Below are 22,185 nucleotides of genomic sequence, written 5' to 3'. Positions count from 1 at the left end.
CCATGTCCTAAGTTATGAAGAGGTGATGCTCATAATGAATAATGTTAAAATACGGCGCTTAACTTCAGCCTCTGCACCCTTCGTGGCCGGTGCTGCAGCCATTCTGCTGGCAGTTGCCATCGTCTCAGCACCGGAGTCCTCCTTCGCAGCTTCCCTTCAGGGCCTCAAGCTATGGTGGACGCTGATCTTCCCGGCACTGCTGCCTTTCCTGATCTTATCGGAAATGCTGACCGCTTCAGGCTTTGTTCATGGCTTCGGCGTCCTGCTGGAGCCGTTAATGACCAAGGTGTTCCGCCTGCCCGGAGCAGGAGGGTGGACACTGGCACTTGGCATGACTGCAGGATTCCCCGCAGGTGCAGGGGGAGTGCAGCAGCTGCATAAGCAAGGCAGTATATCAGACAAGGAGGCCGGACGGCTGGCCGCGCTTGCCCATTTTGCAAGCCCGGTAACTCTGGTTATTGTAGTGGGGGTTGCCTTCCTGCACAGCCCTGCCACCGGTTATACCCTGCTTGCCATCCACTGGTTGTCAGGCCTGGCTGCCGGATTCACCGCTGCACTCTTCGCAGGTAGAAGGAACATCGTAGCGCAAGACATCACACGCGTTACACCCCCCCTACCCAGACGTGTTCAGCAGGCCATCTTAGAGGCCCGTGAACGGGATGGACGCAGCTTCGGTAAGCTGCTTGGCGAAGCTGTGGCCTCTGCGGTCCAGAATCTGATGGTCGTCGGCGGATATATGATTATGTTCTCCGTGGTCATCAATATAGCAGCTACCTTATTTCCCCAGCTTCCGCAGTCTCTAGCTGCCAGTGTTCTGGAGATCCATCTGGGTGCAAATGCCCTGACTTCACAAGCCGCAGCACCATTTGTCTTTAGTTCCGCAGGTGTAACCAGCCTGGCTCTCCTGTCTGCAGCGCTGGGGTGGAGCGGAATTTGCGGACAGCTCCAATCATTGACAGCACTTAAACAAGCCAAGGCCCGCTTTATCCCCTACGCCGCAGTCCGGCTGCTGCATGGCTTGTATGCTTTCGCCTTTACCTTTCTGCTATGGAAGCCGCTGCTTAACGTCCGTGCAGTTGTTCTGCCGGTAATCAGCCATACAGATGCAGCAGTAACTCCGGATACCTTAAATCCTTTTACCGTCTGGAACATGATTCCGCAGCTGCTGAGCCTGCAATCCATATTGCTGCTGTTATTATTGCTGTTGTCTGCCCTGGTATATGCTATTACTTCGTCCGGGCGTCCAGCTGGCTGAATTTGAGCTTCATAGCATGTTCGACCTCAGGCGCAACAAAGTCCGAAACATTCGCACCAAAGTGAGCCAATTCTTTCACTACACTCGAGCTAAGATAGGAATATTTCGGGTTCGTCATCATGAATATGGTCTCCACTTCGGGATCAAGACTATGATTAATTGAAGCGGTCTGCAGTTCATACTCAAAATCGGTGACCGTTCGAATCCCGCGCACGATCACCTGGGCGTTCTTCTGGCGGAGATAATTAACCAGCAGATCACGGAAGCTGTCAACCTCGACATTCGGAATATCCGCCGTAGCCTGCCGCAGCAGCTCCGTGCGCTCCTCCACCGAGAACATCGGGTTTTTGCTTAAATTATTGAGTACGGTAACAATCAGTCTGTCAAACTGTTTAGCTGCGCGCCGGATAATATCCATATGTCCCATAGTTACCGGATCGAAGCTCCCCGGATAGATGGCGACACGTTCTTTTCTAATTTGCAGACTCATCATTACCCTCCTTACCACTTCCGGCAGCTTCCCCCGGAGCAGCTTCATACTGATAAATGGAGATCGTCGTCTCTCCGTATACAGCCTGCCGCGTTCTATAGAACCCTGGAATATCCTCAGGATAGACGTAGCCCGATTCATGTTCCAGCACGATCACTGCATCAGGTTTAAGTAAACCTTTCTGGGCCATCGCCAGCATCAGTTCATCCCCGTGCTTTAGCCGATAGGGCGGGTCCAGGAAAACAAGATCAAAGGTACGCCCCCGCTTTTCAAGCGCGCTAAGCGCTCTACCGGCATCATTGCGGTACACTTCCGCTTGGTCTTCCATTTTGACCGCCTTCAAATTGGAACGCACCGTATCAATGCTCTTCTGCTCCATATCCACAAAAACCGCACGGTCCATCCCTCTGCTCAGCGCTTCGATCCCAAGGCCTCCTGTGCCGGCAAATAAATCCAGCGCTGTTCCCCCCTCGAAATACGGGCCGATCATGCTGAATACTGCTTCCTTCACCTTGTCGGTCGTAGGACGTGTTCCGCTGCCCGGAACACTCTTCAAGGGTCTCCCCTTTGCACTTCCCGATACAACTCTCACCGATTCACCTGCTCTATGTCTCTGTTTATTACGCCGGTTAGGGCATAAGTCCAAGCCTATAGTACCACAATTGTCCGGTTAAATAAAAAGTTTGTCTGGATGTGTCATTTTAGAGGTGCAGATATTTTTCAGCTTCGATGTATAAGAACGTTCATTCCGGGACAACATGTAACTATCGGCATTGCAAAATGTCGTAGACAACCGCGGAGCAGGCTTACGTTTCCCCATAAGCTCTTCGTCCGGTTTCTCCTCTCCCATGAAAGAGGCCCTAGAAATAGGGCCTCGATTTTGTGTGTTAATGCTAAATTATAGTTGAGATGATCTGCTCATTTTTCACTTCTAATATATACTCCTTATGCACGAAATCCCTGCCGCCGTTTTTTTCATACCAAGCACATACTCTTGTAACATGATCACTGTCAGCGCGGACTTTTCCTTCTATTTCTTTATATTTTTCATAACTCTCGTATTCCCAAACAGCAAAAATTTCGGTAGTCATAGCTGTAGTTGGGACCATCCATCTTCCTACTAGGCGGGCACCATGTTTCATTTGATTAGGCAGGTTATTCTGATTAAAATGCATATTAAAGATATCAACAAATTCATTTTTAACGATATAAATCTTTCTCCTGTAAAACACAAACTCCACATCCTTTCTATAAATCAAAACACCCCCTAAAATCTCCACCGGATAAACCACGCTTATCCCAATGATGACTTTAAGAGGTGCCCTCAAATACTCTTGTTATTTTATGAACATTTCTATTGCCCTTTATTTATAATACGAAGTAGTCAATGGAATGAACATGGCCGCGCCGTCTTCAACTTGCCCGGTTACATAAATTGAATCTACTCCTGCAATATCTGCTTCTATGGTTACAAGTCCTTGCTCAGCAGTAATGTTCTGCTTTTTGAGCACAGTGTCCGTATCACTATCCTGTATGGTGAAGTCTTTAATATCGCCGCCGATTGCCGCAACCTGAATGTACAGCTTCTGGTATTTATTTTTAGGGTAGAGCATGAAGGAGCTGCCCCGTGTTCCGCTGCCATTGTCGAAATGGACATCTTTATAATCCTTGTCCAGATAAACCGTTTTGTCCGGGTCTTTAGTGTGATAAGAAGAATCAAAGCCGGCGGCAATGGAAACGCCTTCGAGTTGTTCCCCTAAGAGTATAGTATTGGCGGCTGGATCGAATTTAACGGCAACCCCTAGCAGGTCAGATACAGCTCTGACTGGTAAGTAAGTGGTATTGTTATAAGTAATCGGGGCTACCACTGCACCGCTGCTGTTCTTAAGCTGAACGGGCTGACCATTGAGTTTAAATTTCATACTTGGATTCAGGAACGCTTTGATCTCCTGAAGGTTGGCACCGGCTACAACTCCGGCTCCCATTCCCCCGAGCACAGCAAAAGCAGTAAACGCAGCAATCATTTTCTTTTTCACTTTGTGAATTCCCCTCCGCATATATAAAATTTTAAATTCCTATATTGGGAGTATAATGAATCGTTCCCGGGTATGCAATATTTTCCTGCTCATAAAAAAAGAACTACCACAAAGGCAGTTCAATAAATTGGATATGCGGCTGCGAGATTTTAACGTCTTTGACGACTTCTTTATAGCCTTTTTCCGAAAGAAAACACTTCTGCTCTATTCCCTTCAGATTCTCCCCGAAATAAGCGACATGGAAGGTTTTGTCGAGCTGAATGATGTTGGAGACATTAATCAGGGTATTGCGGTCTGCCAGGACAAAATTGTAGCCTGAACTTGTAAGTGTCGTTACCCAATATTTCAGCGTGCCGACTGTATAAAATACTTCATCCTTTGTGTGGACTACGATTCTATATAGATTTCTTTCGAATTCCATGTATGTAATTTCGGTAATATCGAGTGCGGACAATCCGCTGTTACCTTTCACATCACGGGTCACAGATATGCTACTCAAGATGACCAACTCCAATACTATTTCAATAATTCCTCCGGAACCTCCGGCTGATGTACAAAAAGAACACTAGGAACAGCATCTACTACTAAAACAGCCAGGAAGGCTAAAACCGACGCCAGTTTATAAACGGCTTTGCGCTGAAATGTTCCTATGACTTCCGCTCCCCTTTTTCCATACGATTACTAAACTCACAGCCTGGGCCATAAAACTGGCCGCAATAACCGGAGATGCAATAAAGAGATTCGTAACTACAAGTGCGGCTGCGATAAATTTCAGCTTTGGCCAGTGCTTCGCGGGTATTCTCGTCTGCATGTCCATTCCGATAGGTGCAATCAACAGAACAAGCAGCAGACTCAGACTGTTCATTAGCTGAACATACAGAATATCCGCCTGCACATAGGATAAAGCTGTAAACAAAGCCGTTGTAAACAGTACGCAGCCAAGTCCTGATTGAAGATGCACCCCGCCCGAGACTTGCCGAAGCAGCGCGAAGGAGATCAGAATTAATACGGCTTCTGCCGTTTTACCTATAATCACTGATATCAATAACGTACATCCTATTACAAGTACCACGTTGAGAATAATCGCTACAGCAAATTTCAGGACTGCAAAGGATGCCGGATGTTCAGGGACGACATTTTTGATTCTTGCCGCGATCCATCCTGCCAGGTTCTCAAGCATCCTCCCGCTCCTTTTTCGTTGAATAATATAACAGGAATGCGGACATCACGATGAAGAATGCAATATCGATCCAAAGGTTTTTATAAACCAGCAGCACGGATATGCCGATCAGAAAAATAATGATCAACACAGTCAGTACAATATCTTCCAGCTTAAATCTCAGTTTTTCCATATCAAAGGTAAAGCCCTTGCCCTTACGATATGCGAACCAGAAGACTGCGAACACTACAGCAGCAGATGCTGTCTGCAGGATGTACCCGTTGATTGTGTGATTCTCCACCTGCGAAAGGGAACCGAACATAAGCAACACCAGTGCTGACTGGATAACGGCAAAAATCACATATCCGGAAATCGTTGCAATAACTGAAAAAACAAACGGCATCCTGACAACTGCAGCAAAAAAGAATATAAAGACCATAATTGTGATGAGAGGTGAAATATTGGCCAGATCGAGTTCATTTCTCAGCAGATAGCTTTGCAGATTATTGATCAAAATAATAAACATAGCAGGCCAGAGGTACGCCCTCCATTTAAACCGGAAGAGTGTCATGATCAAATAATATAATGATACCGTTTCAATCGTTGAGAAAAACATAAATCCTGCAATATCCCACGACAACACACAACACCGCCCGGCTACTTATTCATTCACAGGCTTAATTATATAGCTTTTGACTTACATCCGTATAGCTAAAATATCTGTTTTTTCATACGGCTGGTGCCATATTGCATCCTTTAGTTCAACTCTACGAGTCACCAATTTCTTGTTCTAATCAACACAAAAAAAACCGTCCCTATAGGGACGGCCGTTACTTCAATATGAACTTAAAGTCTCAATAGTATTGTGCTTTGATCCATATTCCCATATCCATAATGACCTGAGGGTCCAATGTGCCCGGTACATTATACTCTTCAGTTGTTCCGGCTCCGGCCCCGTCATAATTGACAAAAAAGTGATTCAACCCAGGGTACAGCTTAAACTCTGCCGCAGCATTATTCTTGAGGACTTCTTTCCACAAAGGAAAGTCTGTACCGGCAAATATTTGAAAATCATCTGCTCCTTGCATGACGAGTACGGGCTTGGAAAGCTTTCGGGCCAGCTCCGCCGTATCATGCTGCTGCATTTCCTGCAGATAATAAGCCGGGATTCCAAACACAGCCGGTGCCTGCTTGGCCTGTTCAGCGGTTAATGAGGACAATGCCTTAGCTTTCATAAGTTCACCGTCCATTGCCGAGACCGTTTGAGCTTTGAGCGGATTACTATCGTCTAGCGTATGGATAACATTCATGTTCTGATCATAGACAATTTCCCATAGCTTCCGCGGAGATCCTGCCAGCAGTATTAATCCGGCAAAATCACCGCCGTCCGCATCGATTCTCGGAGCCAGCATCCCTCCAAGGCTATGTCCGGCCAAATACACATGCTCCGGGTCCAGCCGTTTATCCGACTTCAGCAGCTTGGCCGCGAGTATGGCATCGTCTACCGTTTCTTCTTTTACAGTAAAGCTTGCTGCCATATCTCCTATAAAATCTTTTGGATAAACGTACGAACGCTTGTCATACCGCAGGACAGCAATCCCTTGCTGCGCTAATCCCCAGGAGATGTCACGAAAGGGCTTATAAGCGAATGCTGTTTCGTCAAGATCGGTTGAACCTGATCCATGAACTAGCACTACAGACGGAAGCCGGCCAGACGAATGCTCAGGAAGTGTCAGAACTCCTTTTAACGGATGTGCAGTACCTTCGCCAACTACTACCGTCTCTTCGGTTAAGCCTTCCGGAAGCTCCCGCTCCACAAAGGGTTCAGCAGCAGGTGTAAACCTTAAGCCGGTTAACCGGGCATTATTGTCCACAGTGATAATCATGTTTAAATTGCCTTTGGAGAATTCCACCTTAGCCTGAATAACGGTTTGTCCGTTAACTTGTGTGGCAGTAGCCGAGTCCAACTGAACAAAGGTACCATATGGACCCTCCAGACTCGCCCAACCCGACTGAAGTGCAGAGACTGGAACCAGTTTTTTAAGCTCTGCACCGAACAAATCCTGCCAAAGTTCCTCAAACTGGCCTGAATTCAACAACAGTACTACGTTGTCTGCGTATTTCTGCGGCGTGCTTACGGCTGCTTGGAGCGAAACAGCGTCATATGCGGTAATTAATACCAGCGCTCCAAAGAAAGATAACGGTACATATATACGGTTGTTCTTAATCATAGCCTTGCCGTCGATGGCAAGCCTTTCCTTCCCGCCTAGGACAAGCGTACCTTCTCCCAGCCTAATTACACCCTCACGTCCATTCCCCTTCAATTGCAGGCTGTTCTGTTCTTTTATGTAAATGACCTCGTAACCTAGCGCTTCTCCTACTGGACGGACAGGCACCATAACCACCGAGCTGTTTACAAAAGGGGTAATTCCAGCCGGAACCTTTAGGGGTTCGAAGTTGACGGTGACGCCTACTTTATCTTCAGCACCATGCACCACCGGTAAATCCCACATTCCTCCAAGAAACAGCAGACTGCAGATTATTACCAAGACTAACCCTTTTCGCACTTTGACAGCACTCCTCACCGGATAGAATCCAAACTATTCACAAATTATTTTTCATTTAAAACAGGATTTGGCGAATTGCAGATTAGCTATCACTTCAAAGATCCCGGGTCAGACGCAGCATATCTCTGCATATCATTCCATTCTCATAAATAACTTCCGGGTAATGCCTCGTGAAATAATCCAGCTCCACACCTACAATCCTGAAGCCGCATTTCTGATATAGTGCCAGTTGACCCACGCTCGAATTTCCGGTTCCTACTTCAACCGTTTTAAACCCTTGTATTTCAGCTAACTGAATCGCATGTAACACAAGTTTTTTCCCGAGCCCTTTTCCCTGATGGACCTCAGCCACAGCAACATTTACCAATTCGGCAGTATCAGGGCGTGTAGGAAGCAACACGTAAACACCCGCGACTCCCTCTTCATCAAATGCTGCATAACATTCACCTCTTTTCAGATAGGCCTCTACTTTTAATTGTGATGGATCTGCTGACAGCAGCAGGTCCATCGGCGGCAATTCACCGGCAGCCAGCTTCCTAATATACATAAACTCCTCCTAATCCTCATCCATATTCCTCCAGTATAACTTAACCGATGTCTGATTTTACGCACAAAAAAAGGCGCGACCCTGACAATTTCAGGAAACGCGCCATTTGCTTACGCTCTTAGATAAAGCAGGCACTCAAGATAATAACAAGCAGGATATAAAGAACCAGGATCGCACCAGTAGATGTCCAAGGACCAACCGGACCTACATTAGCACCGCCTACATTACCGCCGTATCCGCAATCTGCACCCATGAGATAACCTCCTTCAAAATAATGACTACAAAATAGAATATGTACGATTGTTACAATCAGATTGGGCGAAACGGCTTAAATTAGACTGGGCACTTAAACATCTTGTCATGCCCGCTAAGGGCATGACAAGACGTAAGGCTGCAATTAGTCTGAAACCAAAATTCCATCAAAGCTCTCCGGACCGACACGGACTGTACCCAGCAGGTTAGAGGAAACGAATGCCGTATAAGTCAATTGCGGTGAAACCGGCGGATTAAAATCAGCAGCAGAAAAGGCAATGACCTGTGGTGCAAGAAGGCTAAGGTTGAAAGTAGAGGTTGCGGAATAGACCACCGGATCTGTTGGAAGCGTACCCCGGACTATGGTAATCGTAATACCAACCAGGGCCAGCGGAAGCTGTAATGAAATCGTTCCTTTCAATAGCACCCGCGGATTCGTAGTAATACCCGAGGTAATCAGGCCAATTTGACCGAATAACTGGGGGGCATTGATCGCCAGAATCGGGATGGCAATAGAGTTCGCCGTGCTGGCATTCTGTGAAGTTCTGGCATCCAGATAGGTTCCCATATAAAAGCACCTCCTTCCATTACTGCATATCCTATTGTATTGATCGCAACAGAGAATTGCTTGTTCAGATCACCAGCAGGCAGGAGCTCAAATTTAAGCAGAACGATCACTATATGGCTATTTGTCTTTGGTCGATCCATCTCTTTTGTTAAAGGCTAATTCAAAAAGTCCGGTGGCTGATAGACCGGCCAGTCCGCCTGCCCACAGGCGTAGAACAAGTGTCATATCCGTAAAGGGGTAGGCAACAGCGCCGACGAATAAACCGATTGCCAAACCTACGGCCGGAACAAGATTACGGGGAATGTTCACACTGTTCTTTACCAGCTGCACAAGTGCCATAACAAATACAGCCAACACCGAGGCGAAAGCCAGCACATTATTCAGCGCCTCATTGTTCATCTTAATCCCCCCCTGGCACCAGCAAGCCTGCTCTGTTCAGCACCGTGAGCAAACGATAAAAATCATAGCTTCCCCCAGCTGGTGTATCCAGCAGTCCGGCAGCTACAGCCGCATTAACCGCCGGCCCTGCCCATACCGGAACATTCATCACTGTCCGGCCTTCTATTGCGCTAAGGCGGTCCGTATGACCGGCAAGAAGAACCCGCAGTTCCTTTAATTCCATCTCCAGATTCGCAAGCTTCTGTTTATCTTCAGCCGACATCTCTTCATCCTCCTTCACTTCATCAAATTGGTATAAATTATAGGTATCCATAATTTGGATCAGCTTGGCAGCGTAATTCGGATCTGTTGCATAACCGGCTGCAGCAATCTCGCGGGCGGCTGTTTGCCCGTTAACGCCGATTACCCTGGTGTAGAGGCCGCGGTTCCAGGAGACCCCTCCGATGAGAACTGCAGAGTGGTCTGCTACTGATTCTCCCCAGTCATGGTAAGCGCGAAATGCTGCAGTCACGAGCACAGGTTTACCGTTTAAATATTCAGTTGTCCGGATGGCAATGCTTCCTGCCGGACCGCTTCCTTTCATTCCAAAAAGGTTATTGGCTTTTACCGTCAGACCGCTGTTACCCCATCCGGATTCCAGCGCGGCTTGTGCGATCGTGAGCGAGGCGGCAATGTGACTGCGCTGCATCTCCGTTACTGCAAAGGGAGCGATTCTGGATATGAATTCGGCATTTGTCATTCTTTCACATCCTTTCTCTACATTAAATGCTTATTCCGCTGAATGGCTTGTGCGGATTCCTACTACTAAATTTCAATTTTATGGATCTAGTATTGTTAAATAGTAAATTTTGGCGTAAAATATAGTATAAATTAACTATACGGGAGGGTCTAATAGACTATGCCTTCATATTATTTCAAAGAGGTTTGGACACCTCTAAAGTGGATTGGGATAAAGTTCTTCCATGATGACGAAGGAAAACTCTGGATCAAGTGGTGGTCTAATCCACGTAAAAGAGTGCACTAATTGATTTACATAAGCTGAATATTTCCAACTCTTAATCATAAAAAAGCTCTTTTGGTCAGCAGGACGTTTTTAGTCGTCCCCTCCCAAAAGAGCTATTTTTTGCTTCTTCCAGCTGCTTAACTGGCTGCCTCAAATGTAATGCGGTTCTTGCCGCTGCGTTTAGAAATATACAGCGCCTCGTCAGCAAGCCGCATCGTTTCACTGGTATCCGCCCCGTCTGGCGTCCACACTGCTGCACCGACACTGCAGCCGACATGAAGACTGTGGCCTCCGATCATAACCGGAAGATTAATTTTGCTGATAATCCGCGCTGCAACGATTTCGGCTTCATACATTGGTCTTGCCGCTGAAGTATGAAGGATGACAACAAACTCATCCCCCCCTAAACGGGCAACAATCTCATGCTCACGGGTGCAGTCCAGTAGCCGTACGGCTACTTGCTGCAGCAAGGCATCCCCGGCCGCATGTCCGTAGGTATCATTCACTTTTTTGAATCCGTCCAGATCTAAATAAAGAAAGCTGAGCGTTGTCCGGTTTTGCTGCGCCTTACTGACGGCAAGAGCCAGAAATTCTTCAAGGGCTGCCCGGTTCGGCAAGCCGGTAAGGACATCATGCAGCGCCATATCAGACATATAATTTAGCTTGCTTTCCGTCTTGGTCAGATTGCCTACGAGATTCCGTAGGGAGGCTGACAGAACGGCTACATCTTTGATAAGCGAAGAGGATGGAATCTCTGCATCAGCAGCACCGGAGCTGAGCAAATCAGCTGTATAGGAAATAGCATTCAGTGGGCGTGCAATCCAGCCTGCCAGGAACCAGCCAAGAATTCCGAAGATCACAGCAGCCGCCATTCCGCTTAGGATGATAAACCGTTCAAGCTGATGGACAGAAGCGAAGGCGATCTCTGCCGGCTGACGGATAATCACGGACCAGCCCAAACCCGGGTAATTCAAATACCCGTCTCCGTAAGCATAACCGGTCAGATAAGAATCTTCCCCCTTCTGCTTTTCCACTATCCATGAGTTTTCACCATTCCGTGCTTTCCGGAGTGCTTCATCCGTCATTTTTTGGCCGACCAGTCTGTCCGGTCCCAACAGGACAGTATCATCTTTTTGGCTGATCACCAGCACCTCGACATCGGTCATCCGATCTTTCAGTGGAGCGAGGATGGACTTTTCCACCTCACGTGACCATTCCCAGCTGAGATGCGCCGCCAGCACGCCGGTGACTTGCCCCTGTTTACTGTATATTGGAACACTGACATCTACGAACTGCAAATCTTCACCGCCCGGATTCGGCAGCAGCTTGGACAACAGAACGGCGTCATGCACATCTCCAATAAACAGACCTTTAATCCCTTCCTGAAACACGGGTCTCTGACTTATATTTTGAGCTAACAGAATATTATCCGTTGACGAAAGGACATTTCCGGCAGGATCGAGAAAACCCACCCAAGTGAATACGGGCAGACTGCTCTTCAGCTGATTCAGCAAACCGCTGATTTCCGCCTTGTCATATGGCTCCTGAAAAGCATTCAGCTTACTTAACACTTCCACTTCCCCGGAACGGGACCACATAAAGTGGTCCAGCTTCTCAGCCATCTGATAGGCTTCTTCCGCCAGTGAACCTCCAATACTTTTCTCCACTGATTTCGTAGACTGGCTGCCGATCACAAAAATCAGCAGTGCAGTGAGCAGAATGATAATTACGGCAAAGGCGCTGGAAAATAGAGTCCGCAGGTTAAACGACATACACATTCATTCCCCTTGTCGAAAATAGTCGATATTTTTTTATATCGGATAAATATACCCGAATGATAAGCATACAGTATGTACTTTCTTGATTAAGCTCACATGTTGTATCAAAATTGTACTGACTTCTCCAGATGATAGTGCTTACATTAGAACGATATAGTATACTCTGCTCAGCAGTACATGCTAAATTAAGGAGTGGACGTTGATGACAGAACAATTTGAAATGTATGATGACCCCTTTAAAATGCTTATCCTTCTAGCGACGCTGGTATCCGAGAAGCTGGGTACTGAGCTCAAATATGAGCAGGTTCCTTCTTTTGAGAATGAAACTTTCTCCATCCGGCATGAGAAGTTCACCTACAAAAAAGATGGCACAGAAATTACGTGGTTTGAATTCCTCGGCCGCGACATCGCCTCCACCCATGACCTTACCCGTTCTGAATATAACAAAATGTTTGTTGAATGCATGGCTTCTCTATACAAACTGTAAGGCAACAAGAAGAAACGGCTTTGCCGTCTTTTTAAGGACGGCATCCGTTTCTGCGAGAAAGAGAATGATAATTTAGAGTGTGAAACATATAAATTCTTATCTTTTAAAAAAGCAGCCCCGTTCTCTTCATTAAAAGAGCGGAGCTGCTTTTAAATTTCGCTTAGTCTACCTTTGCACCTAAAGAACGGGCCAGCAGCACAGCCTGCTCCACATCGATCCGCACACCTTTTAAATCCAGACTTTTCAGATCGATTCCATCCAACTTCGCATCGCGCAGATCCGCACCCTCCAGCTTACACTGGGTCAGCCGTACACGGCTTAAATCAGCACCGCGCAGATTGCTCTTCTGTAAATTGCAGCCCAGCAAATCTGCTTCCAGAAACCGGATGCCACGCAGATCCTGCCGGGCCAAATTGACATGCCTGAGATTTGTATACGACCAATCTCCCCCAGCCAGTGTAATTCCGTCCATCGCAGCGTTCGAGAAATCAGAGCCAACCATCTTACAATCCACGAATTTAGACACGAATAGATTCGCCCCTGTGAATTTGCAGTTGGTGAATGCTGCCCCTTTATGTACGGATGCATTCAGCTGTGCCCCGGTAAAGTCACAATCTGCAAACCGGCAGCCGGTTGAGGTCATTTCTTCCATTGAAGCCCCTTTAAAGGAGCAGCGTTCAAAGGTGCAGCCGTTCAGTTCCCCGTCCTGCAAAGCTGCATAATCAAAATTATGATCTTGAAAGGTTTCATTGTCGTATTGATACATGATAGCGCTCCTTTAGTTCCCTGACTGAATAAATAAAATATTTTCTATTAAAATAGCACTTTAGTAGATTGTTCTCATTCTGTCATTTCGATATAATAGCAAAAAAACTAGCGGAGGTAAACGATGGACGACTCCAGCAGAAAAGAACCGTTCCGATATGTAATGAACCAGCCGATTGAATGCTGGCTTGAAGTTCCAGCGGGTAATTCCGGACCGGGAGCCGGTAAATTAACAGAAGGTGTACTGCTTGATCTTAGCCGTTCCGGCTGTAAAGTACGCACTTCACTGAACCTCCGCTTTACTTCAGGGGATACGAAGCTAATTATACATTTCCGTTTAACAGACGTGAACCTGCAGTTTGAAGGCAGTGTGCGCTGGGGCTGGATGTTCGGCATTGGACAGTTCCAATACGGAGTAAGACTAGAGCTTAATGAAGAAGAAGAGGAACTGCTGCTGCGCGAGCTTGAGCTATGGACAAATACGCGCAAGGCTCAATAAAAGCCGGTAAGATCCGCTATTCTATGGATAGAAGATGTCCTTTCCCGGGGATCTTTTTTTTGCGCAAAAACGAAAGCAAAGCTGCGGAACAGCTCTGCTTTCGTCATTTTGAAACCCGTCTTCTACAAATCTGTTCTTTTCTTCACAAGTACGGTTGTAGTATAGATTAATAGGCCTGCTACCGCTACTTCAAATATTACCGGCCACACATTAGATCCTACGTAGTTCAGCTTCAGTCCACTGGGAACATCAGAAGCTTTGAGCACCTCGAACCGGAAAGCGTTGTCGATGCCTAAAAAATAGCTTTTGAACAAAAGCTGCTCCAGATAAGCCACCCCGTTCTGCAGGCCCGCGAGCACAGCAATTCCAATCCATATCTTCCCTCTGACCCTAAGACTTCTCGCAACAGTACAGGCAAACATAATCATGAGCAGTACGAATCCGGCAGACCATGTACACTGAAGCGCGCTTCGTAAGGCAACCGTCCAGAAATTCCCCGGCAAGAAATCTGCTGAATAAAACAGGACATATAACCCCAGGTGGATCAGTCCTACAAGCATAAGAGTCAGCAGCAGCATCCAGAATTGAAGAATTGGTGCCAGGACGGTATACAGGGTATTTACAGGAAGCAGCCTGCGCGCATAGGATTTCAGATTACGGTTATAATTAATCACCGTGATGAAGAGGAATATGACTCCTATCGAAAAATAAGTAAGCAGGTGCCCGGAAATGACCTCATTGCTCGTTGTGCCTGAGGATACCCAAATCCCGGTATGAATTAGAATCATAATCACAAATGTTGCAAGAATCCGGTCACGGCTGCGTCTAAAATCATAACGAATCAGCTTCAGCATTCCGCATACACCTCTCTGAACAGCTCATCGATACTTTTCCCCCGCTGCTGCCGCAGTTCCTCTACATCACTATGCAAGACGAGTTCCCCTTCTTTAATAAAAATCACCTCATCAAAGATCCGTTCAATATCCGACACGAGGTGGGTGGAGAGCAGAATCGTGCTGTCCTCTTCATAAAATTCCATCAAAGCGTTCAGGATTTTCGTCCGGGCAACCGGATCCACTCCGCCAATCGGCTCATCCAGCAAATACAGTCTGGCCTTACGCGAGAGCGCCAGCGTAAGCTGCAGGCGTTCATTCATCCCTTTGGATAGTGCCCGTACTTTATCCTTCACGTTCAGCTTCATAAACTCCAGCATGCGGTGCGCTTTGGCCGGATCAAAGTCAGGATAAAAATCCTCCATGAACCTGAGCGCATCACCTACCTTCATCCAGTCCTCCGTCAGCGGCTGATCCGGCATGAATGAGACCAATGATTTGCTCTCCCCGCCCACCGGAGTTCCCAGCACGGAAATGCTGCCGGAGCCCGGCTGTGCGAGTCCGGCGATCAGCTTCATCAGAGTGCTTTTTCCGCTGCCGTTGCTGCCAAGCAGTCCAATAATTTTACCGGCGCCGAGTTCAAAAGTGACATTGTGCAGCGCCTGTTTAGAGCCGTATTTTTTCGAAACCTGCTCTACCTTGAGTATCCTGTCCACCCTTACATCCCCCTACTTTCTGTCCTTCGCAGCAATATTCTCCGCCACCGCCGTTACAATTTCTTCACTCTGAAACCCTAGCTCCTGCATTCCGCGGATGAACCGGTCGAGAATGTCCCGGGCCATTTCTTTTTTGATGTTCATAATGGTCTCTTCCTTCCCGGTCACATATCTGCCCATGCCGCGCCGTGTCTCCACAATCTCTTCACGCTCCAGTTCCTGAAAGGTTCTTTGTACCGTGTTTGGATTAATTTGCAGTTCTGCCGCCAGTTCGCGCACCGAAGGGATTTTGTCACCGGGCTTCAGCTTGCCTGTGATGATCTCTCCCTTGAGGTAGTTCATGATCTGTAAATAAATCGGCTGGTTGTTGTCAAATTCAATCGTCATCAAGCAACGTCCCTTCGTCTGAAGACGGTAAATCCTGCCAGGAGGAATACTAGTATATACACAGCAAGCATTAGGATCGAGAAACCTATGGTCATTCCAGGCAGCGGAGGATTACCGCCATTGCTGTACGCGGACAAATCCAGGTTAGGGAACAGAAAATACTTATAGAACTCCCGGTTAATCACGATTTTATCCATAGTCACTGCAAACATGGCGATCCCGATGGTCACTCCCGTAGAGTTGGTCAGCACCCCCAGCATAAAGACAAGAGTTGCATACATAAACGTATACACAAATCCGTACAGCATGGACAGCAGGATATCCGCTACCCCTGTGTCCCCGCCTCCGGCAGTAAACCAGAACAGGCCCGATAGGAATATCGCTGCCGCTGCCACCAGGGTCAGGCTAAGGGCATACAGCAGCACCGTTACATATTTCGAAGCCAGAATAGCGGTGCGGCTGCGGGCACGGATGAGCAAAAATTTGACGGTTCCCTGACTATGCTCCTTGGCTACAATCCCTGCAGTACCGATGATGGTCAAAATGGCCATGACCTGGCCCATTCCGGTCGGGAGCAGCATTTGCTTCGTGAACTCCGCAGCGGAAGCAAACGTCTCCGGTGATACTGAATGAATAATATACCCGAGCACCAGCGGAAAGAGCACAAGAATCAGATGGGGTACAAAAAAGGAGCGTTTCTTAAACAGTTTCAGCCACTCGTTAAGAACCAGGTTACTAAATTTACGCAATGCGGTTCCCTCCTGTCCATTTCAGGAAATCTTCTTCGAGACTTTGTTTATTCTCAGTTATCCGGTATACGCCGACTTTAGATTCGCTGAGTGTTACAACAAGCTCCGGCACCTTATGGTCAATCAGGCGGATATTCAGTTCCTTCTGCATTTCGTCAGTACGGGTCAATTCCACCCCATCCATTGCCTGTATTACGGCCTGCGCTGCTTCAACCTTATCAACACGAACGGTAAGGGTTACCTCATCTTCACTCTTTGCCTCTGCTCCAAGCTGAGTTACCGTGACCAGCGAACCGTTCTGGATAACTACTGCCCGGTTGCAAATCTGCTCAATTTCCGCCAGCATGTGGCTGGAGATTAAGATGGAGATCCCCTCCACCTCCGCAATATTCCGCATATAATCACGCATTTCCCGGATCCCTGCAGGATCGAGACCATTGGTCGGCTCATCCAGAATGAGCAGCTTCGGGGAATGCAGCAGAGCCTGGGCGATACCTAGCCGCTGGCGCATACCAAGCGAATACGCCTTTACCTTTTTATCCATCGCCCCCTGCAGCCCGACCAGCGCTACAACCTCGGCGATCCGCGATTCGGCAACTCCGTCACTCATCCGCAGATACTGCTTCAGATTGTCCAGACCCGTCAAGTGGCCGTAAAACTCGGGATTCTCGATGATTGCACCGATATGGGCAATCGCCTTTTTGAAGTCATTGCGGATGCTGTGACCGTGGACAAGCACATCCCCCTCTGTCATCTTGATCAGGCCAGTCATCATGCGGATCGTAGTTGTCTTGCCTGCCCCATTGGGACCCAGCAGCCCCACAATCTCACCTTTACGAATCTCAAAAGACAGCTGATTCACGATAGCCTTCCCTTTAATCATTTTGCTGACGCCCTTCATCTGCAGCACTACCGGGTCACTTTTGGCTCCGGCATGTTCTGGGCTAACTGTTGTCCGCTCCATGGTATCCTCCCTATATCGAGTAAATTTAGTATCCAGGTTTTCTGTATCGGTGTGTTAGTTACATAGTACACTAAGATAATTATGGTGTAAAGATATGGATGTTATTATTTTTCACCACAGTAGTCTCCCAACCACACCAAAACATCAAGGATACATAGAATAGAGTGGCATGAGAGATTCAAGTGAATCGATTAAGCTCATGCATTATTTATCTAGGGGAGGAATAGCTATGAAGCCGGAGGTTCATATTTCACAGACTTACCCGCGCCTCAGAGTGTATGAGGAAGAAAATTATCGGGGAAGACGCAGAACGTACACCGGAAATCTCGGCATCCGCAACACGGACAATATTCTGGACGGCATTGAAAGCCTGCGTTTCTTCTCGACCAGCAGCAATGCGACATTAGTCCTGTTCAGCAGAACCCGGTTTAGAGGCAGCTTCCGGGTCCTTCGCGGAAACCATAACATCCGTGATCTGGACGATTATATTAACGGCAATGATGTAGAATCGATCATCTCTACCAATCAAAGGCTAACTTTGGCTCAAATCCGTACTATACGCCGTACTGGAAACCTGCCTTCCGGTTACCGGATCATCTGATTCGTTCGATCAGCAGCAAACAAAGAGAGTATGCCTTGGCTTAAATAGCTGCCGGCATACTCTCTTTTTTATTATGTTATGCATATCGCCAAAACTTCACCATCCATCGTATTATGGACAAGTGGTGGCAACAAAACATTCAATTGATAACGGAAAGGAAATCCTGTTAATGATTCTTTTCATTCACCGCAAGGACCTGCGGACTACCGATCTTCCAGCCTTTGATGCTATCCGTGCTGCCGGTTCACGCAGCCTTCATGTGCTTATCCTAGAGCCCTTCCTGTTGCGCAAGCAGCGCTATCTGGAGCATAGCGGGACAAACTTCCTGGCTCACGTGTCCAGCCTGCAGCAGGCCTATTCCCTTCAGGGCAAGCAGCTGCATATTCTTTATGGGGAGCCTGATACCATTGTCAGGAGGCTGAGTGAGGCCTATCCGGTTCAGGAATTGATGATTCATGCTGATTACACACCTTATGCATTACATAGAGACCAGAGCCTGCGTAACACATCGGCTGAACTGGGCATCACATTCAAACTCTATCATGACAGTATGCTCTGTGATCCGGAAGATTTCATGGAATGGTGCGGACGCCGTGAGTCCTTCAAGGTATTCACCCCGTTCTACCGCCGCTGGCGCAGCTACCTGGCCGAGCGGTTCCGGCCGCCTTTTTCTTCAGCCTTGGCTGAGCTGGAAACTTCAGCGCTGGTCGAACAAATTGCCCAAGACTTCATGGTTCCGGAAGAGGTTCAACGGCAGTTAGATCAGACAGCCCCTGACGGACAGATGATAGATGCAAGCCGTTCACTTGAGCATTTTCTAAATCTGAATTTGCAGGGTTATCCTAAAAGCCGCGACCGTTACGCTCTGGAGGGCACCAGCCGGATCAGCCGCCATCTCAATACAGGGGCAATTTCAGCACGTACCGTGTACAGCCGGTTGACTCAGGAAGAAGCAGGAATTGAAGAATGGCTGAGACAGCTGGCCTGGCGGGATTTCTATCTGTATCAGGCCCGCCTGGATACTGATTTTTTCAGCTATGAGAAGGTTTATGATCTGGGTCGTCTGGGAACGAAGTACTTTGAGGCATGGTCTTTGGGGAGGACAGGTATTCCGGTAATCGATGCCGCCATGACCCAGCTGAACGAAACCGGATGGATGCCTAACCGGCTGCGCATGATTACCGCTATGTTCCTGACCAAAAATCTGGGCTGTCCGTTTATTTACGGGGAGCGTTACTTCAGGCTGAAGCTAAGTGATTATGACAATGTGCTGAACCGGGGCGGCTGGCTCTGGAGCTCATCTCTCGGATTCGATGCGTCGCCTTATTTCAGGATTATGAATCCGGTAACTCAATCCCAAACGCATGATCCAAGCGGAAGCTACATCCGCACCTGGTTGCCGGAGCTGGCAGATTTGCCGGATAAGACTATCCATCTGCCCAGGCCGGATGCCATCGTCGATCTGAAAAGTTCAAGGGCACTAGCCTTTGAGATCTATAAAGAGATCCTGAACAGCAAAGGAGCTTCTGTGAAACCGGCCTTTGGGAATGAGTTATAGCCTTCCTGGCTCATTCCTGCTCTTCACGCAAAACGGCTAAGATTTCCGCTGTTCCGGCTGACAGCTGGATTAGGTCTGCTGACAGAAGCCTGGTCTGCTCATGCAGCACACCGGATTCATCGGTACCTTCAAGGAAACGGGTGACAAAATGAAGGAACACATCGATCTTCCGCAGCAGCATCAGTACAGGTATCGCGCTGATTTCGGCCGGTGAGAGCCGGACACTACGGCTAAATCCCCGGCAAAGCTTGCGGATCATCAACTTGTCTTCCGGATGTCCCAGCAGCCCGGACAGTATAACAGCAGGTTCCATCACCCGCAGGTCATAGGTGCAGAATTCAAAATCAAGCAGAGCAGCTACCTCACTAGGATTGGTTGACTGGACCAGAAGGTTAGAAGCATTCAAGTCACCATGCACCAATTGATGCGGCAGTTCCGCAAGCTCATGTAGCGAATCTGTAATGTTCTCATAAGCTTTGTATAGCATTTCCAGTTCCATGCCCAACTCCCTAAAGGGTTCCGGCGGATGCAGACACAGCTCACGGATAACCTCTGTACTGCATAGCGGATAGGATGTCCGCAGCTCATAATATGGCCGGTACACAGGAGTCAGTCCGGGATTGATATCAGCCAGCACAGCCGAAAGAATGCCTGCAGCCTCCCCGAAGGATTCGGCATATCCGGATGCTTCTTCCTTAGGCGTATCTCCCTCGATATACCGGAACAAGCAGGCGAATTTGCCGCTTTCATTGATTTGATACATCGTTTCACCAGTTACGGCTGATACGGGTACAGGTACTTTAAAGGGCAGGTTTTGGCTCCCCAGCTGTTGGAGTACGGCATGCTCAAATTCAATCTTGGCTTTGTCCTTATGCGTATCATATATGCGGAGGACTCCGCGTTTTGTTTGACTTTCCACAAAATAGGTGGTGTTATTCCAGCCCCCGCTCCGTCTCCTCAGCGTCCCGGCCCATTCCGGCCAGGCTTTACTTACTATAGTTTCCACAGGCTTAAGCCTCTCTCTCATTGATCTATCAGCTCAAAGGCAATTGTAAAATCAGAGTCTGGCTGTGTCAATTCTCCCGACTGGATGAATAATAACAATCTTTACAAACGGATTATGGGCATGTATGCGTCTCTGTATTTTTTCCGTTATAATAATGCCATTACATATCACTGGATAAAGGATGGGATTCTAATGGATGCTACTGTCTCTAAACGCTGGCTGCTCGCCAGACTCTATGAGCCGGAACAAACTATAGTAGACTGCCGGTTTACGCTCGGTAAACCTGATGCTGGCCGGGAGAGCTACGAACAGGAGCATATACCCGGTGCAGTTTATCTCGATTTGGAGCTGGATCTGTCCAGCCCGGTGGGTGATCACGGCGGGCGGCATCCGCTTCCCGATCCGCAGGTACTTGCGGCACGTCTCTCGAAGCTCGGAATCGGAAACGATTCACGCATCGTGGCTTACGATGATGAGAGCGGCATGAATGCTGCGCGGCTCTGGTGGCTGCTGCGCTACCTCGGGCATGAGCAGGTGTTCATTCTGGAGGGCGGCTTCAGTGCATGGAAAGCTGAGAAATTCCCGGTCACAGATCATCAGCCGGTGCGGGTGCCTAGCTCATTTGTGCCCAATGTGCAGCCGCAAATGCTGGCAGATGTTGAAGAGGTTCGGCAAGTATCGGAGAAGACGGTTAATGGCGGGACTAATGCTTCCACATCTACAGGGACCGTATTGATCGATTCGCGCGCGGGTGACCGCTATCAGGGCATGAATGAGACCATGGATAAGAAAGCCGGACATATTCCCGGTGCGGTCAATTACTTCTGGAAAGACACACAGAACGCAGACGGCAGCTATAAGAGTGCAGAGGAACTTAAAGAACACTTCGCAGGACTGGATAAAGCTTCCGAAATCATCGTCTACTGCGGCTCCGGGGTAACCGCCTGCCCGAATGTACTGGCGCTGGAGAAGGTCGGGTTTAAGAACGTCCGGCTGTATGCCGGCAGCTGGAGCGATTGGGTTAGTTATGAGGAGAATCCGGTGGCTATTGGGAAAGAGTAAATACAAAGAGCCCGCGCCATGCGCGGGCTTTTATGCTTGAGTTATATCGATGTAGGGTCCTTAGCTTGTTTTCTCTGGTTTCTCTACTTCTACTCCATTGAGGATTAGATGGGGGTGAATCTCTGCCTTAAGCGAATCCGAGACGGCACAGTACTTCTCCTCAGCCATCAGGATGGCTTTCCAGAGCCGGTAATCCGGGACATTTCCATCAATATGAAAAAACAGATCAATCGCTGTAAATCCGGAAGGATTCGTTTCCTTGCGGGTTCCATCTGCTTCAATTTCGAGTCGTGTGATTTCCGGCAGGAACCGGTCCAGAATCATCGTAATATCGATGCCCATGCAGCCACCCAACCCGGCCAGCAGTAATTCCATCGGAGTCATGCCTTCGCCGTTACCACCGTATTTAGGAGTTGCATCCATCCCCACGGAATAGCCGGAAGGACCGGTTGAATCAAACATCCGTTTACCTTTCCAAATGGTCGACACTTTCATTATATTTAC

General features: G+C 48.0%; 29 protein-coding genes. 6 read left to right on the top strand and 23 right to left on the bottom strand.

Going from position 1 to position 22,185, the window contains the following annotated elements; translation table 11 throughout:
• Positions 1-34 precede the first annotated feature (34 nt).
• Positions 35-1,255 (top strand): nucleoside recognition domain-containing protein, encoded by a 1,221-nt coding sequence (locus tag L6H70_RS02750; protein WP_236329541.1) that lies wholly within the window; start codon positions 35-37, stop codon positions 1,253-1,255.
• Here the strand turns inward: L6H70_RS02750 and coaD are convergent.
• From coaD to L6H70_RS02680, 15 genes are all read right to left on the bottom strand, one after another.
• Positions 1,227-1,745, bottom strand: coding sequence for a pantetheine-phosphate adenylyltransferase (gene coaD, locus L6H70_RS02745; RefSeq protein ID WP_236329538.1), 519 nt, complete (start codon positions 1,743-1,745; stop codon positions 1,227-1,229). The two genes, L6H70_RS02750 and coaD, sit on opposite strands and share 29 nt — an antisense overlap.
• Positions 1,729-2,391, bottom strand: a complete 663-nt coding sequence (gene rsmD, locus L6H70_RS02740) for a 16S rRNA (guanine(966)-N(2))-methyltransferase RsmD (RefSeq protein ID WP_279306721.1) — start codon at positions 2,389-2,391, stop codon at positions 1,729-1,731. The genes coaD and rsmD overlap by 17 nt, the downstream gene beginning before the upstream one ends.
• A 247-nt stretch (positions 2,392-2,638) precedes the next feature.
• The gene (locus L6H70_RS02735; protein ID WP_236333081.1) at positions 2,639-2,977 is read right to left on the bottom strand and encodes an NIPSNAP family protein; all 339 of its coding nucleotides are present in this window, start codon (positions 2,975-2,977) and stop codon (positions 2,639-2,641) included.
• A 132-nt stretch (positions 2,978-3,109) separates the two neighbouring features.
• A complete protein-coding gene (locus tag L6H70_RS02730) occupies positions 3,110-3,781 on the bottom strand; it encodes a stalk domain-containing protein (protein ID WP_236329534.1) in 672 nt (223 codons plus the stop codon).
• Positions 3,782-3,884: 103 nt separating this feature from the next.
• On the bottom strand, positions 3,885-4,280 hold the full coding sequence (locus L6H70_RS02725; protein ID WP_236329532.1) for a LytTR family transcriptional regulator DNA-binding domain-containing protein: 396 nt from the start codon (positions 4,278-4,280) through the stop codon (positions 3,885-3,887).
• Between the two features lie 17 nt (positions 4,281-4,297).
• Positions 4,298-4,399, bottom strand: a complete 102-nt coding sequence (locus L6H70_RS28860; protein WP_423802800.1) for a cyclic lactone autoinducer peptide — start codon at positions 4,397-4,399, stop codon at positions 4,298-4,300.
• A gap of 1 nt (position 4,400) precedes the next feature.
• The gene (locus L6H70_RS02720) at positions 4,401-4,961 is read right to left on the bottom strand and encodes an accessory gene regulator ArgB-like protein (protein WP_236329530.1); all 561 of its coding nucleotides are present in this window, start codon (positions 4,959-4,961) and stop codon (positions 4,401-4,403) included.
• The gene (locus L6H70_RS02715; protein WP_236329528.1) at positions 4,954-5,466 is read right to left on the bottom strand and encodes a hypothetical protein; all 513 of its coding nucleotides are present in this window, start codon (positions 5,464-5,466) and stop codon (positions 4,954-4,956) included. The genes L6H70_RS02720 and L6H70_RS02715 overlap by 8 nt, the downstream gene beginning before the upstream one ends.
• Before the next feature lie 328 nt (positions 5,467-5,794).
• Positions 5,795-7,507 (bottom strand): alpha/beta fold hydrolase, encoded by a 1,713-nt coding sequence (locus L6H70_RS02710; RefSeq protein WP_236329526.1) that lies wholly within the window; start codon positions 7,505-7,507, stop codon positions 5,795-5,797.
• A 94-nt stretch (positions 7,508-7,601) separates the two neighbouring features.
• On the bottom strand, positions 7,602-8,054 hold the full coding sequence (locus L6H70_RS02705; protein ID WP_236329524.1) for a GNAT family N-acetyltransferase: 453 nt from the start codon (positions 8,052-8,054) through the stop codon (positions 7,602-7,604).
• 118 nt (positions 8,055-8,172) lie between these two features.
• Positions 8,173-8,307: a sporulation protein YjcZ gene (locus L6H70_RS02700; protein ID WP_197071804.1), complete on the bottom strand. Its 135-nt coding sequence runs from the start codon at positions 8,305-8,307 to the stop codon at positions 8,173-8,175.
• A 144-nt stretch (positions 8,308-8,451) separates the two neighbouring features.
• Positions 8,452-8,874 carry a hypothetical protein gene (locus L6H70_RS02695; RefSeq protein WP_236329522.1) on the bottom strand — a complete coding sequence of 141 codons (423 nt, stop codon included), beginning with the start codon at positions 8,872-8,874 and terminating at the stop codon, positions 8,452-8,454.
• Between the two features lie 117 nt (positions 8,875-8,991).
• Entirely contained in the window at positions 8,992-9,273 is a 282-nt protein-coding gene (locus L6H70_RS02690) for a holin (protein WP_236329519.1), read from the bottom strand.
• Position 9,274: 1 nt separating this feature from the next.
• Positions 9,275-10,012 carry a glycoside hydrolase family 73 protein gene (locus tag L6H70_RS02685; RefSeq protein WP_236329517.1) on the bottom strand — a complete coding sequence of 246 codons (738 nt, stop codon included), beginning with the start codon at positions 10,010-10,012 and terminating at the stop codon, positions 9,275-9,277.
• Between the two features lie 401 nt (positions 10,013-10,413).
• Entirely contained in the window at positions 10,414-12,048 is a 1,635-nt protein-coding gene (locus L6H70_RS02680) for a sensor domain-containing diguanylate cyclase (RefSeq protein ID WP_236329515.1), read from the bottom strand.
• Positions 12,049-12,256: 208 nt separating this feature from the next.
• On the opposite strand from L6H70_RS02680, the gene L6H70_RS02675 reads away from it, so the two are divergent.
• Complete coding sequence (locus tag L6H70_RS02675; RefSeq protein ID WP_236329513.1) at positions 12,257-12,541, top strand: hypothetical protein; 285 nt, start codon at positions 12,257-12,259, stop codon at positions 12,539-12,541.
• A gap of 160 nt (positions 12,542-12,701) precedes the next feature.
• Here L6H70_RS02675 and L6H70_RS02670 read toward each other — a convergent pair whose 3' ends face one another.
• Entirely contained in the window at positions 12,702-13,307 is a 606-nt protein-coding gene (locus tag L6H70_RS02670; protein ID WP_236329511.1) for a pentapeptide repeat-containing protein, read from the bottom strand.
• Positions 13,308-13,430: 123 nt separating this feature from the next.
• On the opposite strand from L6H70_RS02670, the gene L6H70_RS02665 reads away from it, so the two are divergent.
• A complete protein-coding gene (locus L6H70_RS02665) occupies positions 13,431-13,805 on the top strand; it encodes a PilZ domain-containing protein (protein WP_236329506.1) in 375 nt (124 codons plus the stop codon).
• Positions 13,806-13,927: 122 nt separating this feature from the next.
• Here L6H70_RS02665 and L6H70_RS02660 read toward each other — a convergent pair whose 3' ends face one another.
• Genes L6H70_RS02660 through L6H70_RS02640 form a run of 5 tightly spaced genes read right to left on the bottom strand, consistent with a single transcriptional unit; the run spans position 13,928 to position 17,454 of the window.
• Positions 13,928-14,659 (bottom strand): hypothetical protein, encoded by a 732-nt coding sequence (locus L6H70_RS02660; RefSeq protein WP_236329504.1) that lies wholly within the window; start codon positions 14,657-14,659, stop codon positions 13,928-13,930.
• The gene (locus L6H70_RS02655) at positions 14,653-15,354 is read right to left on the bottom strand and encodes an ABC transporter ATP-binding protein (RefSeq protein ID WP_236329502.1); all 702 of its coding nucleotides are present in this window, start codon (positions 15,352-15,354) and stop codon (positions 14,653-14,655) included. The genes L6H70_RS02660 and L6H70_RS02655 overlap by 7 nt, the downstream gene beginning before the upstream one ends.
• A 12-nt stretch (positions 15,355-15,366) precedes the next feature.
• The gene (locus L6H70_RS02650) at positions 15,367-15,741 is read right to left on the bottom strand and encodes a GntR family transcriptional regulator (RefSeq protein ID WP_236329501.1); all 375 of its coding nucleotides are present in this window, start codon (positions 15,739-15,741) and stop codon (positions 15,367-15,369) included.
• Positions 15,741-16,490: an ABC transporter permease gene (locus tag L6H70_RS02645; protein WP_236329498.1), complete on the bottom strand. Its 750-nt coding sequence runs from the start codon at positions 16,488-16,490 to the stop codon at positions 15,741-15,743. The genes L6H70_RS02650 and L6H70_RS02645 overlap by 1 nt, the downstream gene beginning before the upstream one ends.
• Positions 16,483-17,454: an ABC transporter ATP-binding protein gene (locus L6H70_RS02640; protein WP_236329496.1), complete on the bottom strand. Its 972-nt coding sequence runs from the start codon at positions 17,452-17,454 to the stop codon at positions 16,483-16,485. Before L6H70_RS02640 ends, L6H70_RS02645 begins: the two co-directional genes overlap by 8 nt.
• Before the next feature lie 229 nt (positions 17,455-17,683).
• Here L6H70_RS02640 and L6H70_RS02635 point away from each other — a divergent pair, with 229 nt between their 5' ends.
• Together L6H70_RS02635 and L6H70_RS02630 are read left to right on the top strand one after the other, a co-directional pair.
• The gene (locus L6H70_RS02635; RefSeq protein WP_236329494.1) at positions 17,684-18,055 is read left to right on the top strand and encodes a hypothetical protein; all 372 of its coding nucleotides are present in this window, start codon (positions 17,684-17,686) and stop codon (positions 18,053-18,055) included.
• Positions 18,056-18,224: 169 nt separating this feature from the next.
• On the top strand, positions 18,225-19,613 hold the full coding sequence (locus L6H70_RS02630) for a cryptochrome/photolyase family protein (RefSeq protein WP_236329491.1): 1,389 nt from the start codon (positions 18,225-18,227) through the stop codon (positions 19,611-19,613).
• A 10-nt stretch (positions 19,614-19,623) separates the two neighbouring features.
• On the opposite strand, the gene L6H70_RS02625 is transcribed toward L6H70_RS02630, so the two are convergent.
• Positions 19,624-20,619 (bottom strand): phosphotransferase enzyme family protein, encoded by a 996-nt coding sequence (locus L6H70_RS02625; protein WP_236329490.1) that lies wholly within the window; start codon positions 20,617-20,619, stop codon positions 19,624-19,626.
• 192 nt (positions 20,620-20,811) lie between these two features.
• On the opposite strand from L6H70_RS02625, the gene L6H70_RS02620 reads away from it, so the two are divergent.
• Positions 20,812-21,681, top strand: coding sequence for a sulfurtransferase (locus tag L6H70_RS02620; protein ID WP_236333079.1), 870 nt, complete (start codon positions 20,812-20,814; stop codon positions 21,679-21,681).
• A 60-nt stretch (positions 21,682-21,741) separates the two neighbouring features.
• Here L6H70_RS02620 and L6H70_RS02615 read toward each other — a convergent pair whose 3' ends face one another.
• Positions 21,742-22,176 carry an OsmC family protein gene (locus L6H70_RS02615; RefSeq protein ID WP_236329488.1) on the bottom strand — a complete coding sequence of 145 codons (435 nt, stop codon included), beginning with the start codon at positions 22,174-22,176 and terminating at the stop codon, positions 21,742-21,744.
• Positions 22,177-22,185 lie beyond the last annotated feature (9 nt).

Source organism: Paenibacillus auburnensis, from assembly GCF_927798115.1.
In the GTDB taxonomy this organism is placed as follows: Bacteria; Bacillota; Bacilli; order Paenibacillales; family Paenibacillaceae; genus Paenibacillus_AQ; species Paenibacillus_AQ auburnensis.
This window is presented reverse-complemented; position numbering and strand designations above follow the sequence as displayed.

Bases quoted from the DNA above. Each gene is read 5' to 3' on its own strand.
- L6H70_RS02720 (WP_236329530.1), bottom strand. From the start codon at position 4,961: ATGCTTGAGAACCTGGCAGGATGGATCGCGGCAAGAATCAAAAATGTC.
- L6H70_RS02680 (WP_236329515.1), bottom strand. From the start codon at position 12,048: ATGTCGTTTAACCTGCGGACTCTATTTTCCAGCGCCTTTGCCGTAATT.
- L6H70_RS02650 (WP_236329501.1), bottom strand. From the start codon at position 15,741: ATGACGATTGAATTTGACAACAACCAGCCGATTTATTTACAGATCATG.
- L6H70_RS02640 (WP_236329496.1), bottom strand. From the start codon at position 17,454: ATGGAGCGGACAACAGTTAGCCCAGAACATGCCGGAGCCAAAAGTGAC.
- L6H70_RS02630 (WP_236329491.1), top strand. From the start codon at position 18,225: ATGATTCTTTTCATTCACCGCAAGGACCTGCGGACTACCGATCTTCCA.
- L6H70_RS02620 (WP_236333079.1), top strand. From the start codon at position 20,812: ATGGATGCTACTGTCTCTAAACGCTGGCTGCTCGCCAGACTCTATGAG.
- L6H70_RS02665 (WP_236329506.1), top strand. From the start codon at position 13,431: ATGGACGACTCCAGCAGAAAAGAACCGTTCCGATATGTAATGAACCAG.
- L6H70_RS02635 (WP_236329494.1), top strand. From the start codon at position 17,684: ATGAAGCCGGAGGTTCATATTTCACAGACTTACCCGCGCCTCAGAGTG.
- L6H70_RS02685 (WP_236329517.1), bottom strand. From the start codon at position 10,012: ATGACAAATGCCGAATTCATATCCAGAATCGCTCCCTTTGCAGTAACG.
- coaD (WP_236329538.1), bottom strand. From the start codon at position 1,745: ATGAGTCTGCAAATTAGAAAAGAACGTGTCGCCATCTATCCGGGGAGC.
- L6H70_RS02715 (WP_236329528.1), bottom strand. From the start codon at position 5,466: ATGTTTATTATTTTGATCAATAATCTGCAAAGCTATCTGCTGAGAAAT.
- L6H70_RS02695 (WP_236329522.1), bottom strand. From the start codon at position 8,874: ATGGGAACCTATCTGGATGCCAGAACTTCACAGAATGCCAGCACGGCG.
- L6H70_RS02750 (WP_236329541.1), top strand. From the start codon at position 35: ATGAATAATGTTAAAATACGGCGCTTAACTTCAGCCTCTGCACCCTTC.
- L6H70_RS02670 (WP_236329511.1), bottom strand. From the start codon at position 13,307: ATGTATCAATACGACAATGAAACCTTTCAAGATCATAATTTTGATTAT.
- L6H70_RS02660 (WP_236329504.1), bottom strand. From the start codon at position 14,659: ATGCTGAAGCTGATTCGTTATGATTTTAGACGCAGCCGTGACCGGATT.
- L6H70_RS02615 (WP_236329488.1), bottom strand. From the start codon at position 22,176: ATGAAAGTGTCGACCATTTGGAAAGGTAAACGGATGTTTGATTCAACC.
- L6H70_RS02705 (WP_236329524.1), bottom strand. From the start codon at position 8,054: ATGTATATTAGGAAGCTGGCTGCCGGTGAATTGCCGCCGATGGACCTG.
- L6H70_RS02675 (WP_236329513.1), top strand. From the start codon at position 12,257: ATGACAGAACAATTTGAAATGTATGATGACCCCTTTAAAATGCTTATC.
- L6H70_RS02700 (WP_197071804.1), bottom strand. From the start codon at position 8,307: ATGGGTGCAGATTGCGGATACGGCGGTAATGTAGGCGGTGCTAATGTA.
- L6H70_RS02690 (WP_236329519.1), bottom strand. From the start codon at position 9,273: ATGAACAATGAGGCGCTGAATAATGTGCTGGCTTTCGCCTCGGTGTTG.